Source organism: Yersinia sp. FDAARGOS_228 (genome assembly GCF_002073315.2).
Lineage (GTDB): Bacteria > Pseudomonadota > Gammaproteobacteria > Enterobacterales > Enterobacteriaceae > Yersinia > Yersinia intermedia.
In genome coordinates this window covers 1,273,555-1,288,428 of the sequence record NZ_CP020409.2, presented here as the reverse complement: position 1 = coordinate 1,288,428, position 14,874 = coordinate 1,273,555, and the positions used below count along the sequence as shown (strand labels likewise).

The window sequence follows — 14,874 nt, the reverse complement described above, 5'->3', positions numbered from 1 at the left end:
TTGCAGGTAGGCGGCAAGCGAACTCAGCCCCCCCGCAGCACCAAGTACAAAGGGAGGCACTGATTATAAATTACCATCAATACTACCCGGTCGATGTCATCAACGGCCCAGGCACACGCTGCACGCTGTTCGTCTCTGGCTGCGTGCACGAGTGTGTCGGCTGTTATAACAAAAGTACCTGGCGACTGAATTCGGGTAAGCCATTTACCCGTGAAATAGAGGATCAGATAGTTGCTGATCTGAATGATACCCGTATCCATCGGCAGGGGTTATCCCTCTCCGGCGGTGATCCGCTGCACCCGCAAAACCTGTCTGCGATACTGCAACTGGTTAAGCGAGTGCGTAATGAGTGCGACGGCAAAGATATCTGGATCTGGACAGGTTACACTTTGGCTGAACTGACCGACGAACAACAACAAGTGGTTGATCTGATCAACGTGTTGGTTGACGGCAAGTTCGTGCAAGATCTAAAAGATCCCTCACTGCTCTGGCGCGGCAGCGGTAATCAGGTTATCCATCACCTGCGTTAATTTATTTCCGCCATTCTGCACACTGTTCAGGTTCAGAATGGCGACTCACATCCCTTCTCAATATTAATCCGTAGCGACTCATTTCCCCTCCCGAATTAGGTACGCCAAAATAATATCGCACGCCGTAAAACTTCATCGTTCCGCCATCTCAGCTTAACCCTACTGTCATCAAAAGCAGCCAGCATAGCGGTGAGATCACTTACCGGTTATCACTATGACTATCCACCATCTGCCCGTCCGTTTTGCCACTTCTGTTGCTTCGCTGCGGCTAGAAACGGCCATCAGGGGGATAGCACTGCGAGGGTATATCTGCCATGCACTTATCTAGACCACCGACCAGCTACCCCACCCGCTATCAACAAATTGCGGCCCAATTAGAACAAGAATTGCGCGGTGCCTATCGTTGTGGCGATTACCTGCCGTCAGAACAACAACTGGCTGATCGCTATCAAGTTAACCGCCATACCTTGCGCCGGGCGGTGGATGAACTGGTTGAGCGCGGCTGGCTACAACGCCGCCAGGGTATCGGCACGCTGGTATTAATGCGCCCGTATGACTATCCACTGCATGCTAATGCTCGCTTTAGCCAGAACTTGCTGGATCAAGGTAGTGACCCCACCAGTGAGCGCTTACTCGCAGTTTTGCGCCCGTGTATAGAGCATGTTGCCAAAGCACTCTCACTGGCAGAAGGCACCACCGTGATCCATTTACGTACTCTGCGGCGGGTTAATGGCGTGCCGGTCTGTGTTATCGATCACTACCTGCCAGATCTGCGCTGGTGGCCGGCTTTACAACAATTCAACTCCGGTTCATTGCATCAATTCATCACCCAGCATTTACAACAACCACTGAATCGTAGCCAAACCCGCATCAGCGCACGTCGTGCGCAGGCAAAAGAGAGCCGCTTACTTGAGATTGCGACTCATGCGCCGCTGCTCTGTGTACGTACCTTAAATATCTGTGTTGATAGTCAGCAAGTGGCGGAATACTCCGTCAGCCTGACGCGGGCCGACATGATTGAATTGACGATGGAGCACTGAATGGAAACTCACCATACCCTTCGGCAAAACTGGATGTCGGTGTTAGCCCACAGCCAGCCAGCAGAGCTGCTTGCTCACTGGCAAGCCTTGAATTTGTCACCGCAATACCAAGTGATCCGCGCCCCAGAGATAGGCCTAAACCAATTACAGGCACGGATGGGGGCGACTGGCCGCCGTTTTATCCTTGGCGATATGACCATAACGCGCGCTGTTATCAGGCTTAACGACAGCATGGATGTTTATGGTTACAGCTACATTGCCGGGCGTAATAAGCCTCATGCCGAGCTGTGCGCCGTGCTGGATGCCTTGTTGCAACACTCTACCGTTAAGGGTAAGCCCGCCGGGTTGAATGAATTATTGCTGAAAACCGTGATTCACCCACTGGCCGCAATACAACAAGAACGGCGGCAATTACGCGCTGGTGCTATCACGGCCAGTAAGGTTGATTTCTTCACCTTGGTGCGGGGAGAGGACTGATGAGCCTATTAACTCACTTTGAGCATCCCGTGGATGATGCGCAGTACACTTTTCGCCGTATTCTCAAAGCGTTGAGTGAACCTGGCGTGCTGGTAACACTGCCTCATGCTACCGGCTGGCAACCACTGAACCCGGCAACCACCAGTGTTCTGCTCACGCTGGCCGACCAGGAGACACCACTTTATCTCGACACGGCACTTAATAGTGACACCGTGCAACACAATGTGCGTTTTCATACCGGTGCGCCCCTGACGACATGCAGTGATAAATCCTCTTTTTCATTATTTAATAATGAGATAACAGCAGAGCAACTCGCTACCTGCCCGGCAGGTAATGAACTCTCACCAGAACAATCCACTACGGTGGTGATTCAGACCGACAGCCTACACCACGGCGTGCCATTGCGGTTACGCGGGCCAGGCATTGAACACAGCCGCACCGTTGCACCCCACCTGCCCGTCGCCGTTTTGAATTATCTGCTTAACCGCCCTGCCGCATTTCCGGCTGGTATCGATTTTATGTTTACCTGTGGCGAGAGCCTGATGGCAATCCCACGAACCACCCATGTGGAGGTGTGCTGATGTACGTTGCAGTCAAAGGGGGCGAAAAAGCGATTGCAGCAGCCCATCAATTGCTGGAACAGCAACGGCGCGGGGACACTCAGATCCCGGCGATCGATTGTGAGCAAATTGAGCAACAACTCGGTCTGGCGGTTGATCGGGTGATGACCGAAGGCGGCATCTACGATCGCGAGCTGGCTGCACTGGCAATTAAACAAGCCAGCGGCGATTTAGTAGAAGCCATTTTCCTACTACGCGCTTATCGCACAACCTTGCCACGTTTGGCCGTCAGCCAACCGCTGGCAACCGAGCATATGCGGCTAGAGCGCCGTATTTCGGCCATTTACAAAGACTTACCCGGCGGGCAAGTGCTCGGCCCAACCTACGATTATACCCATCGACTACTGGATTTTACCCTGCTGGCCGCAGGCGATACACCGCAAGCCCCCAAGCGTGGCGAAGCATTACCCGATGATTTACTACAGAATAATTGTGCCCATGTGTTTGATTTATTGGCTCAAGAGCAGCTAGCACTGACAGAGCAAGATGACGGTACTCAGCCGGAAGATATCACCCGCAATCCCCCCGTTTACCCCTGCAATCGCTCGGCCCGGTTGCAACAACTGGCCCGTGGTGATGAAGGTTTTCTGTTGGCGCTAAGCTATTCCACGCAACGCGGTTATGGCCGCACCCATCCTTTTGCCGCCGAGATCCGCACTGGTCATCTGAGCGTTTCAATTCAACCGGAAGAACTGGGATTTGCTATTGATATCGGCGAAATTTTGCTGAGCGAATGCGAGATGGTAAATGGCTTCGTCAGCCCGGAATCAGAACCACCGCACTTTACGCGGGGTTATGGTCTGGTGTTTGGCCGTGGCGAGCGCAAAGCCATGTCGATGGCGCTGATGGATCGAGCCTTGCAAAGCCGCGAACATGACGAAAATGTCACCAGCCCGGCGCAGGATGAAGAATTCGTACTTTCCCATGCTGATAATGTCGAAGCTGCGGGTTTTGTTTCTCATCTTAAACTGCCTCACTACGTAGATTTTCAGGCCGAGTTGGCGCTATTAAAACGCTTGCGCCACGAGCACTGTTCATCCTCTCACCAACCCTCATCTCAAGAACAGGAACCACACCATGACTGAGGTTCTCACTGGTTATAATCTGGGTTACCTGGATGAGCAAACCAAACGAACTTTACGCCGTGCACTGCTAAAAGCAGTGGCGATCCCCGGTTATCAGGTGCCGTTCGGCGGGCGGGAAATGCCGATGCCTTATGGTTGGGGCACCGGTGGCATTCAACTGACTGCCAGCCTGATTGGCCGCCATGATGTATTAAAAGTGATCGACCAAGGGGCTGATGACACCACCAACGCAGTCTCTATCCGCCGTTTTTTTCAGCGGGTTAGTGGGGTGGCGACCACCGAAAGCACTGTCGATGCCAGCTTGATCCAAACCCGGCATCGCATTCCCGAAACACCGCTAAGCGAAGATCAAATCCTTATCTATCAGGTGCCGATCCCAGAGCCGCTGCGGTTTATCGAACCACGCGAAACCGAAACGCGCAAAATGCATGCGTTAGAAGAATATGGCGTGATGCAGGTAAAACTGTATGAAGATATCGCCCGCTACGGTCATATCGCCACCACCTACGCCTATCCGGTCAAAGTGAATGATCGCTACGTGATGGACCCTTCACCGATCCCGAAATTTGATAACCCCAAAATGCACATGATGCCCGCCCTGCAACTGTTCGGTGCCGGTCGCGAGAAGCGCCTGTATGCCCTGCCCCCCTTTACCAAGGTGGAAAGTCTGGACTTCGACGATCACCCGTTTACCGTGCAGCAGTGGGCTAGCCCCTGTGCCTTGTGCGGCTCGCGCCACAGCTATCTTGATGAAGTGGTGATGGACGATCAGGGCAGCCGAATGTTTGTCTGTTCTGATACTGATTTTTGCCAGCAGCAACTGGCGCAAGTAGCGGCACAAGAGGTAAATATTCAATGATCTCCGAACACGTTATTTCACCATCCGCAGCCACTCACCCACTGCTATCAGTAGAGAATCTCACGCATTTGTATGCGCCAGGTAAGGGGTTTAGCAATGTCTCTTTCCAGCTCTATCCCGGTGAAGTATTGGGAATCGTCGGTGAATCCGGCTCCGGCAAAACCACCTTATTAAAATCGATTTCTGCCCGGTTGGCACCACAGCAAGGGCAGGTTATTTACCATTCTGATGCACAACAACCGGTTGATTTATATCAGATGGCTGAAAGTCAGCGCCGCCGTTTACTGCGCACTGAGTGGGGGGTGGTTCATCAGCATCCACTGGATGGTTTGCGCCCACAAGTTTCCGCCGGTGGCAATATCGGCGAGCGTTTGATGGCGATTGGCCAGCGCCATTACGGCGATATCCGCCAACAAGCAGGGCGCTGGCTGGAGGATGTCGAGATCCCACTATCACGTCTGGATGACTTGCCCACCACCTTCTCCGGCGGCATGCAGCAGCGCCTGCAAATTGCCCGCAATCTGGTGACCCATCCCAAGCTGGTATTTATGGACGAACCGACGGGTGGCCTGGATGTATCAGTACAAGCGCGATTGCTGGATTTACTGCGCAATCTGGTGGTGGAAATGCAACTGGCAGTGGTGATTGTCACTCATGATCTCGGTGTGGCCCGGCTATTGGCACACCGGTTGCTGGTGATGAAGGAAGGCCAGGTGATCGAAAGCGGCCTGACCGATCGAGTGCTAGACGATCCCCATCATCCCTATACCCAACTATTGGTCTCGTCGGTGCTACAAAACTGACTGTTTTGTCTCTTAGCCAGCGAATCGATTAACGAGAACTCACTATGAATCACCTGCAACGGCCTATGAATCACCCACAACTGAGAGTTGAGAATCTCAGTAAAACCTTCGTACTACACCACCAGCATGGTATTCGTTTGCCGGTATTGCATCAAACCTCACTGGAAGTGAGTAGCGGCGAATGTGTCGTGCTACACGGCCATTCCGGCAGTGGTAAATCCACTCTGCTACGCTCTTTATATGCCAACTATCTGCCTGACAGCGGGCATATCTGGGTCAAGCATCAGGGGGAATGGCTCGACATTGTGGCAGCACCAGCGCGACAAATTATGGAGGTACGCCGTCATACGGTGGGTTGGGTCAGCCAATTCTTGCGGGTGATCCCACGGATCAGCGCATTGAATGTAGTGATGCAACCACTACTGGAGCTTGGCGTTGAGCGCCATATATGCCAACAGCGCGCGCAGGATCTCCTGACTCGCCTCAATGTTCCACCACGCTTATGGGATCTGGCCCCCTCGACCTTTTCCGGCGGTGAGCAGCAGCGGGTCAATATCGCCCGTGGTTTTATCAAAGATTACCCCATATTGCTGCTTGATGAGCCAACGGCCTCGCTCGACAGCACCAATAGCGCGGCAGTCGTTAGCCTGATTGATGAAGCTAAACAGCGAGGGGCCGCCATCATTGGGATTTTCCACGATGAGGCCGTTCGTAACCATGTCAGTGATCGCTTACTGGTCATGACGCCCTTTCCCGCCGATGCCAGCCCGGAGATACCCGCATGATCCTCAATAACATCAATCTTATTCTTGAAGATCAGGTGGTCAACGGATCGCTCGAAATCAAAAATGGGCTTATCCACAATTACAGTGATCGCCCAACCCAACTTTCTGCCGCCATAGATGGACAAAATGGCTGGCTGTTGCCGGGGTTGATCGAGCTGCATACCGATAATCTGGACAAGTTTTTTACCCCACGCCCCAACGTTGATTGGCCTGCCCATTCGGCGATGAGCAGCCATGATGCGCTGATGGTTGCCAGTGGCATCACCACCGTGTTGGACGCCGTGGCAATTGGCGATGTTCGCGATGGCGGGCATCGTCTGGATAATCTGCAAAAAATGATTAATGCGGTGGTGGATAGCCAGCGGGCGGGACTGAACCGGGCAGAACACCGGATTCATTTACGTTGTGAATTACCTCATGAAAGTACCCTGCCGCTGTTTGAAGAACTGATGATGCAGCCTGAACTGTCATTGGTATCGCTGATGGATCACTCACCAGGCCAGCGTCAATTCGCCTCCAGGGCAAAATATCGCGAATATTATCAGGGCAAATACCATCTTAATGATCAACAAATGGCAGAGTTTGAGGAAGAGCAAATCACCCTGTCAGCGCGCTGGTCCGCGCCGAATCGAACAGCAATCGCCGATCACTGTTCGCGGCGAGGTATTCCACTCGCCAGCCACGATGATGCCACGGTGGAACATGTAGCGGAATCACAAGCACTGGGCAGTGTGATTGCTGAGTTTCCCACCACAGAGGTGGCGGCCAGAGCGTCACATCAGCATGGTTTACAAGTATTGATGGGCGCGCCAAATATCGTCCGTGGCGGCTCCCATTCAGGAAATGTTGCCGCACACCAACTGGCCGCTGTTGGAGTATTGGATATCTTATCGTCTGACTATTACCCAGCCAGCTTGCTGGATGCGGCCTTTCGTATCGCACACGATGCAACGAATAGCTTCACCTTGCCGCAAGCGGTCAATCTGGTAACACGTAATCCTGCCAGCGCCTTGGGACTACAGGATCGCGGTGTCATTGCCGAAGGTAAACGGGCTGATTTGATACTGGCACGCGCTCATGACAGTGCGCAAAGTAAACATGTTTACGTGCAAAACGTCTGGCGTCAGGGAATACAGGTGTTCTGATGGCGCGCTTAATCTATCTGATGGGGGCATCGGGTGCCGGAAAAGATTGCCTGCTGTCGGCTCTGCGGGCAGCCAATCCGGCAAATATTATCGTGGCACATCGTTATATCACCCGCCAAGCCAATGCTGGGGCGGAAAACCATGTTGCGCTGAGTGAACAGGAGTTTTTACTGCGGGCGGCCCAAGGATTATTCGCACTGTACTGGCAAGCGCATCAGTATCGCTATGGGGTCGGCATTGAGATTGATATCTGGCTACAACACGGGTTAGATGTGGTGGTTAATGGCTCCAGAGCTTATCTGCCTGAGGCGCAACAGCGCTATCCCGACCAACTTTTGCCGCTCTGTCTGACGGTTTCTCCGGCTATTTTGGCGCAACGATTGCGGCAACGTGGCCGAGAGAACAATGAACAGATCAATGCACGATTACAACGGGCGCAGCACTATCAGCAACAGCTACCGCTTAATTGTTTGCAACTGTCTAATGATGGTGAGCTGCACCACACACTGGGGCAGTTACAACAATTACTGGTAGCGCCCCCCCTAACCAGTAAAGAAATGGGGGATAAAAAATGGAACTGACACTGTTAGGCACCGGTTGCGCCCAGCAAGTGCCGGTATTTGGTTGTGACTGTGTGATTTGTGCTAAAGCCAGAGTGCAGCCCGCATTGGGCCGTAAACCTTGCAGTGCCATGCTGCGATATCAGGGGGAAACCACCTTGATTGATGCCGGATTGCCGACACTGGATCAGCAGTTTACTGCGGGGGAAATTCAGCGTTTTTTGCTTACACATTACCACATGGATCATGTTCAGGGGTTATTTCCGTTACGTTGGGGATGCGGAAATTCGATCCCGATCTACGGACCACCGGATCCAGACGGCTGTGACGATCTGTTCAAACATCCTGGAATTCTGCATTTTCAGCCGCCGATGGCCGCATTCCAGACCCTCCATTTTGGTAACTTACGAGTCACACCGGTTCCGCTAACCCATTCCAAAATAACCTTCGGCTATTTATTGCAAAGCCCCAACCGAACCATCGCCTATCTGACCGATACCGTCGGGCTGCCCGCTGATAGTGCGCTATTTCTGACCAGCAAAAATATCGATCTGCTGGTACTGGATTGCAGCCACCCGCCGCAGACGCCGCCACCACGCAATCACAATGATGTGACCATCGCGTTAGCCATTAAGGATTTGCTGATGCCACAACAGACGTTACTGACCCACGCCAGCCACCAACTTGACCGATGGTTGCTTGACCACCCATTACCGGCAGGCGTGGCAATCGCCCATGATAATCAGACGATTACCCTGTTATAATCAACGCTGCTGCATCTGAGCTGAGGTTAAGATTGTCACGCCCTCTTTCGGCGGCGCAAATGCTTGATCCAGCATCGCCTGTGCGACATCTTTGCCTTTAATCAAGCGCCACTTATCCGGCAATAAGGCAAACAGAGGCGCGCTCAGGCTCTCCATCAAGCGGGGCTTGTCGCGCTGACCAGCCAGCATTGAGGGCCGGGCAAAAGTAAGTTGTGGCCAGCCCTGAGCCTGTAAGTCACGCTCAGCCTCACCTTTGGTGCGGTTATAAAACACCCATGAGTTAGCATTAGCCCCCATCGCACTTACCAATAGAAAATGCCGCGCTCCCAGCCGCAAGCCGGTTTCACCGGCGGCCAATACCAACCGATAATCCACCAGACGAAATGCCGCCTGGCTGCCAGCTTGCTTGCGGGTGGTCCCCAAACAACAAAAGACCAAATCCACCGGCTGATCCAAGGTTTTCAGCAACTCGCCGATATTTTCATCCTGAGGATTAATGAGTTTATTCATGACTGGCAAGGGTTTACGGCTGGGTGCAATAATGGATGTCACTCTGGCATCCAAACGTAACAGACGCAGTAATTCGCCCCCCACCAGGCCACTTGCGCCCAGTAATAATACCTTCGCCATCTGACCTCCTGCCTTATGGTATTGATGCTAACGCCGCGAAAACGTGCGGAGACAATTATTGAAATCAATTGTTATGAATAATACATACCAGAAACACTATTACATAGAATCGAAAAATAGCAGTTATCATTAAAACAGGGAATTTATAGTGAAGAGTCTTGCTGCCAATACAGTTTTTTGCCAAAACCAAGGGTATTATTAGTCATCTTGATTTCCAGCAGATTGAGCTGCCAGAGTGGAGCGGATACCACTTTAGCCACCGGAAAGCGGCGGCAGTAGAGCTGGCGAGCGCGGTGTTCCGCATCCCCTGTTAATTCGCTTATCTCTGCGCGGTATTGAATACCTTTAATCAAGGTTACCGTGCGCGGCTGGGTGGCGATGGTGCCGACAACCTGTGAGTTTATCTGCATCAGTTCGCCATGTCGGGTATGCTTTTCTGTCATGATAAATAGCGCCATCTGCGTTTCATCAAATACGTAAAAACAGTTGGCACACCACATATCCATACCGCTACCCGCACACAGCGTCAGTACATGTTGCTGGCGCAGGAAACGGCTAATGCCCAGCAGATCATCAGGGTTATTCACGTCACTCATTATTCACAACACCCTCTGGCTTAAAAGCGGTATTGAGTGTACATCAAGTCCCCCGCAACAAGCAGCTCTGCGGCTATTCAGTTGCGTTTACTCACATGGAAAAGCCTTTGCCACGCGTTCACCACACTTATCTCTGAGTAGGAGATCATTGCCAGCATATCCCTCCCAAGAATAGGGTCTTAATCGAGCAACAACCTAATAACGTGATTTAGCTAGCATTTACTGCATAAGATGCATATGAATTTATATGCAAATTGCGCGTATAAATTTGGATGTAACAAATAATTATGGATTAACAAATAAAATACAAAAACTATTAAGAATCCGCTCTCATACCGAATATTGGATAATAATAAGCTTTCTTATGTATCCGCCGTGTTAAATATAGCCACACTGTTTTGCATAACATACAGTACAGTTTTGAATAAACAACGTTTAAAATGAATAAAATAAAGTTTTTATTCATTTTTTAGTCAAATTCTCTTTTTAAATCGGTAGAAAACATGATTTGAGTCACAGAATGAATAAGTGTTATGACTAAAATAGCCGTCATCAGTACATTGTTCGTAAACCTTGTTTAAAGAATAGAGACCTTACGTAAATGGAAAATAACAACAAAAAAATGGCGCATATAAGGCGGACAACGCATTTAATGATGCCGGCACACCGTAGTTATTTTAACTTTTCCTACTATCATTATAGATAACATCCTCCCTGCGATGACATCCACTTTTATTGGATAGTCATTGTCTATGCACAATATTTAACAAATGCGAAAAGCGTTCACGACCTTTACGTTGAGTTAACTATTGTCTGCTTTCTCCGAAGAGACTAACACTCGGTTATATTTATACGTCTATCTGATTATGGTTTTTTATTAACCAATCGATACTCAACCTGTGTTATTCATCTTTCAGCAGAAACATAGCTATCTTGTAAAATTTACTGTCACCTTTGTCATTAATGCTAAATGACCAGAGGATCACTGCGCCTGAAATTCAGTCGCTGTGTTACGCAGAAAAAACATAAAGCAGCCAAGACGATTAATGAATGTTGTTTCATTGATACGGATTGTTATACCCAAAATTTAATAGAAATTAATTTAAATAAACCAACAATAGCCTCTTAAAATAAAAGAGAATTTATGATGAAAAAATTAAATATCGCGGCAAGTTTATCTGCTATGCCTTGCTTTGAATCACAGCGTGAAGTCGTAGATGTTTTACACACTGATTTTACTGATATTGCCGCCGTCGTGCTTTCAGTTCAGGACATTAATAATGGTGTCATTGAAAGCATTCATGAGTTAGGTTTAGAGATTCCAATTTTTGCCGCTGTTTGCTGTGAAGAAGAATTGAACACCGATGTATTACCCTCTTTAAACGGGGTATTTGAACTGTGTGGCGACAACACTGATTTTTATGGTAAACAACTTGAATCAGCTGCAGAAAAATATGAGAAAGAGCTGTTACCACCGTTCTTTAGCACATTAAAAAAATACGTGGAGATGGGTAATTCTACCTTTGCTTGCCCTGGTCATCAGGGTGGTCAATTCTTCCGTAAACACCCAGCGGGCCGCCAATTTTTTGACTTCTACGGCGAAACTATTTTCCGCTCTGATATGTGTAATGCCGACGTTAAATTAGGTGATTTGCTTATTCATGAAGGCGCACCTTGTGATGCTCAAAAACATGCAGCGAAAGTATTTAACGCAGATAAAACCTATTTCGTACTGAATGGCACTTCTGCTTCTAATAAAGTCGCGACTAATGCGCTATTAGCGCGTGGTGATCTGGTGCTGTTTGACCGTAATAACCATAAATCCAACCATCATGGTGCGCTGATTCAGGCCGGTGCAACACCGGTATATCTGGAAACTGCCCGTAACCCATTTGGCTTTATTGGTGGTATTGATGCCCACTGTTTTGAAGAAAAATACCTGCGGGAACAAATCCGTAGCGTAGCACCTGATCGTGCTAATGAAGCGCGCCCGTTCCGTCTGGCTATCATCCAACTGGGTACTTATGACGGCACCATCTATAACGCTCGTCAGGTTGTGGATAAAATTGGCCACCTTTGTGACTACATTCTGTTCGACTCTGCTTGGGTTGGTTACGAACAATTTATTCCAATGATGAAAGATTGTTCACCATTATTGCTTGAACTGAATGAAAACGATCCGGGTATTATCGTTACTCAATCAGTACATAAACAACAAGCTGGTTTCTCACAAACTTCGCAGATTCATAAAAAAGATAAACATATTAAAGGCCAGGATCGTTACTGCAATCATAAACGCTTTAATAACGCCTTTATGTTGCATGCCTCCACCAGCCCATTCTATCCATTGTTTGCCGCTTTAGATGTTAACGCAAAAATGCATGAAGGCAAAAGTGGTCAACGCATGTGGCTCGATTGTGTTAAGACCGGTATTGAAGCACGTAAAATGATCTTGAATACCTGTAATATGATTAAACCTTTTGTACCGGTAGAAGTTGATGGTAAACCATGGCAGCAATATGACACCGAAGCCATGGCACAAGATTTACGCTTCTTTAATTTTATTCCTGGCGAAAAATGGCATGCATTTGAAGGCTATGAAGAGTCACAATATTTTGTTGACCCATGCAAATTATTATTAACCACTCCAGGGATTGATACGAATACTGGCGAATATACTGCATCAGGGATCCCGGCAACCATTCTTGCTAACTTCCTACGCGAAAATGGTATCGTGCCAGAAAAATGTGACCTTAACTCGATCCTATTCTTATTAACGCCAGCAGAAGATTTGGCGAAAATGCAGCACCTGGTCGCACAAATTGCCCGATTTGAACGTTTCATCGAAGAAGATGCAATGTTAATCGATGTATTACCTACTGTGTATCGCAATAATGAAACACGTTATCAAGGTTATACTATTGGCAAATTATGTCAGGAAATGCATGACCTTTATGTCAGCTATGATGTTAAACAGCTACAAAAAGAAATGTTCCGTAAACAGTATTTCCCTAAAGTGATGATGAATCCGCAAGATGCCAATATTGAATTCGTCCGTGGTCATGCAGAATTAGTTCCATTGTGTAAAGCCGAAGGCCGAATTGCTGCTGAAGGTGCACTTCCTTACCCACCGGGAGTATTGTGTGTGGTCCCTGGCGAAGTTTGGGGTGGCGCTGCACAGCGTTATTTCCTGGCATTAGAAGAAAGTATTAATTTACTACCAGGGTTTGCACCTGAGTTACAAGGTGTTTATTTACAAGTCGACGAAGATGGTTGGAACCGTGCATACGGTTATATGATGAAGCAATAAGTTAATAATAATAATTTTATACCCGATTTAGTTGACGTTACAGCCTGGCGGCAAATGAAACGATCCCGAATCACTGGCGAATATTAAGTGATTCGGGTGAAAAATCTGTTTGCGTGGCCCAAGAAGGATAGGCCGAGTAATGATAATCGCCAACAACACTGTAGTTTCAAATAAAAAGGGATTTGACGACACCAATAACTCAAACCTGTGGGAATAAATTATTCCCACAGTCTCTGAAATTAAAAAAGAGATAATAAAAATGAGTAAAACAAATAATAAGATGGGAGTAGTACAGCTAACAATTCTGACAGCCGTCAATATGATGGGGTCGGGAATAATTATGCTACCAACCAAACTCGCCGAAGTCGGGACAATCTCTATCGTCTCATGGTTAGTCACCGCAGTAGGTTCAATGGCACTGGCTTATGCCTTCGCCCAATGTGGGATGTTCAGCCGTAAATCCGGTGGTATGGGCGGCTATGCTGAATATGCATTCGGTAAGTCTGGCAACTTTATGGCGAACTACACCTACGGTGCTTCACTGTTGATTGCCAATATCGCCATTGCAATATCTGCAGTAGGTTATGGTACTGAATTGTTGGGGGCGACACTCACTCCACTGGGTATTTGTATTGCAACCATTGGCGTGCTGTGGCTGGCAACAGTTGCTAACTTCGGTGGCGCGCGCATTACGGGGCAGATCAGTAGTGTTACTATCTGGGGGGTTATTATCCCAGTGGTCGGCATCTCAATCGTCGGCTGGTTCTGGTTTAGCAGCTCAGCCTATATGGCAGCCTGGAACCCACATGCAGTTCCTACGTTTGAAGCTATCGGTTCTTCTATCTCAATGACCTTGTGGGCCTTCCTTGGTCTGGAATCTGCTTGTGCCAACACCGATGCTGTCGAAAACCCTGAACGTAACGTTCCGATCGCCGTACTGGGTGGGACTTTAGGTGCCGCAGTTATCTATATCATTTCAACCAACGTGATTGCCGGTATCGTGCCAAATATGGATTTGGCTAACTCTACAGCGCCATTTGGCCTGGCATTCGCTTATATGTTCACCCCAGCGGTCGGTAAAATCATCATGGCATTGATGATCATGTCCTGCGTGGGTTCATTACTGGGTTGGCAGTTCACCATCGCTCAGGTATTTAAATCCTCCGCTGATGAAGGTTTCTTCCCGAAAATTTTCTCAAAAGTCAGTAAAGCAGATGCGCCAATCAAAGGGATGTTAACCATTGTTGTCATCCAGAGTGTGTTGTCCCTGATGACCATTAGCCCGTCATTGAACAAACAGTTCAATGTGCTGGTCAATCTGGCGGTAGTAACTAATATCATCCCTTATATTCTGTCGATGGCGGCGCTGGTCATTATCCAGAAAACAGCCAATGTGCCACCAGCCAAAGCGCGTAAAGCCAATATCATTGCCTTTATCGGTGCGATGTATAGCTTCTATGCGCTATACAGCTCTGGGCAAGAAGCGATGACATGGGGTGCGATTGTTACCTTCCTTGGTTGGACACTGTACGGTTTGGTTTCACCACGCTTTGAATTTGCAGCAAAAACCAAATAAATAGCCATAACTCGGTGGGTGGAAGGTCACTTCCCCCGCCTATTTAACCAATCAGGTGCCAGCAGATAAAAAAGTCAGGATGCCGCAGCCAATT

At 48.9% G+C, this 14,874-nt stretch carries 16 protein-coding genes; 14 read left to right on the top strand and 2 right to left on the bottom strand.

Annotation, left to right across the window (positions count from 1 at the left end; all coding sequences use genetic code 11):
- The first annotated feature begins 65 nt into the window (after positions 1-65).
- The 11 genes from nrdG to phnP all read left to right on the top strand — a co-directional run bounded on the left by nrdG (position 66) and on the right by phnP (position 8,668).
- Positions 66-530, top strand: coding sequence for an anaerobic ribonucleoside-triphosphate reductase-activating protein (gene nrdG, locus A6J67_RS05925; RefSeq protein ID WP_032906658.1), 465 nt, complete (start codon positions 66-68; stop codon positions 528-530).
- Between the two features lie 314 nt (positions 531-844).
- Entirely contained in the window at positions 845-1,570 is a 726-nt protein-coding gene (gene phnF / locus A6J67_RS05915) for a phosphonate metabolism transcriptional regulator PhnF (RefSeq protein ID WP_005186558.1), read from the top strand.
- A complete protein-coding gene (phnG, locus tag A6J67_RS05910) occupies positions 1,571-2,047 on the top strand; it encodes a phosphonate C-P lyase system protein PhnG (protein WP_005186555.1) in 477 nt (158 codons plus the stop codon).
- Complete coding sequence (gene phnH / locus A6J67_RS05905; protein ID WP_050073014.1) at positions 2,047-2,628, top strand: phosphonate C-P lyase system protein PhnH; 582 nt, start codon at positions 2,047-2,049, stop codon at positions 2,626-2,628. The genes phnG and phnH overlap by 1 nt, the downstream gene beginning before the upstream one ends.
- Entirely contained in the window at positions 2,628-3,752 is a 1,125-nt protein-coding gene (locus A6J67_RS05900) for a carbon-phosphorus lyase complex subunit PhnI (protein WP_005186543.1), read from the top strand. Before phnH ends, A6J67_RS05900 begins: the two co-directional genes overlap by 1 nt.
- Complete coding sequence (locus tag A6J67_RS05895) at positions 3,745-4,611, top strand: alpha-D-ribose 1-methylphosphonate 5-phosphate C-P-lyase PhnJ (RefSeq protein ID WP_032906653.1); 867 nt, start codon at positions 3,745-3,747, stop codon at positions 4,609-4,611. The genes A6J67_RS05900 and A6J67_RS05895 overlap by 8 nt, the downstream gene beginning before the upstream one ends.
- Positions 4,608-5,414, top strand: a complete 807-nt coding sequence (gene phnK, locus A6J67_RS05890; protein WP_050297171.1) for a phosphonate C-P lyase system protein PhnK — start codon at positions 4,608-4,610, stop codon at positions 5,412-5,414. The genes A6J67_RS05895 and phnK overlap by 4 nt, the downstream gene beginning before the upstream one ends.
- Before the next feature lie 65 nt (positions 5,415-5,479).
- Positions 5,480-6,199, top strand: a complete 720-nt coding sequence (gene phnL, locus A6J67_RS05885; protein WP_005186537.1) for a phosphonate C-P lyase system protein PhnL — start codon at positions 5,480-5,482, stop codon at positions 6,197-6,199.
- On the top strand, positions 6,196-7,344 hold the full coding sequence (phnM, locus tag A6J67_RS05880) for an alpha-D-ribose 1-methylphosphonate 5-triphosphate diphosphatase (protein ID WP_050297169.1): 1,149 nt from the start codon (positions 6,196-6,198) through the stop codon (positions 7,342-7,344). The genes phnL and phnM overlap by 4 nt, the downstream gene beginning before the upstream one ends.
- Positions 7,344-7,925 (top strand): ribose 1,5-bisphosphokinase, encoded by a 582-nt coding sequence (phnN, locus tag A6J67_RS05875; protein ID WP_042568672.1) that lies wholly within the window; start codon positions 7,344-7,346, stop codon positions 7,923-7,925. Before phnM ends, phnN begins: the two co-directional genes overlap by 1 nt.
- The gene (gene phnP / locus A6J67_RS05870; RefSeq protein ID WP_032906648.1) at positions 7,916-8,668 is read left to right on the top strand and encodes a phosphonate metabolism protein PhnP; all 753 of its coding nucleotides are present in this window, start codon (positions 7,916-7,918) and stop codon (positions 8,666-8,668) included. Before phnN ends, phnP begins: the two co-directional genes overlap by 10 nt.
- Here the strand turns inward: phnP and A6J67_RS05865 are convergent, their stop codons facing one another.
- Both A6J67_RS05865 and A6J67_RS05860 read right to left on the bottom strand, forming a co-directional pair.
- On the bottom strand, positions 8,669-9,298 hold the full coding sequence (locus A6J67_RS05865; RefSeq protein ID WP_050297167.1) for a hypothetical protein: 630 nt from the start codon (positions 9,296-9,298) through the stop codon (positions 8,669-8,671).
- 143 nt (positions 9,299-9,441) lie between these two features.
- A complete protein-coding gene (locus tag A6J67_RS05860) occupies positions 9,442-9,894 on the bottom strand; it encodes a YhbP family protein (protein WP_050297165.1) in 453 nt (150 codons plus the stop codon).
- 601 nt (positions 9,895-10,495) lie between these two features.
- On the opposite strand from A6J67_RS05860, the gene speFL reads away from it, so the two are divergent.
- The 3 genes from speFL (at position 10,496) to potE (ending at position 14,780) form a co-directional block, all read left to right on the top strand.
- Positions 10,496-10,600, top strand: coding sequence for a leader peptide SpeFL (gene speFL, locus A6J67_RS23850; protein ID WP_105877053.1), 105 nt, complete (start codon positions 10,496-10,498; stop codon positions 10,598-10,600).
- A 441-nt stretch (positions 10,601-11,041) separates the two neighbouring features.
- A complete protein-coding gene (speF, locus tag A6J67_RS05855) occupies positions 11,042-13,204 on the top strand; it encodes an ornithine decarboxylase SpeF (RefSeq protein WP_032906684.1) in 2,163 nt (720 codons plus the stop codon).
- 259 nt (positions 13,205-13,463) lie between these two features.
- Complete coding sequence (gene potE / locus A6J67_RS05850) at positions 13,464-14,780, top strand: putrescine-ornithine antiporter (protein WP_005186511.1); 1,317 nt, start codon at positions 13,464-13,466, stop codon at positions 14,778-14,780.
- Positions 14,781-14,874 lie beyond the last annotated feature (94 nt).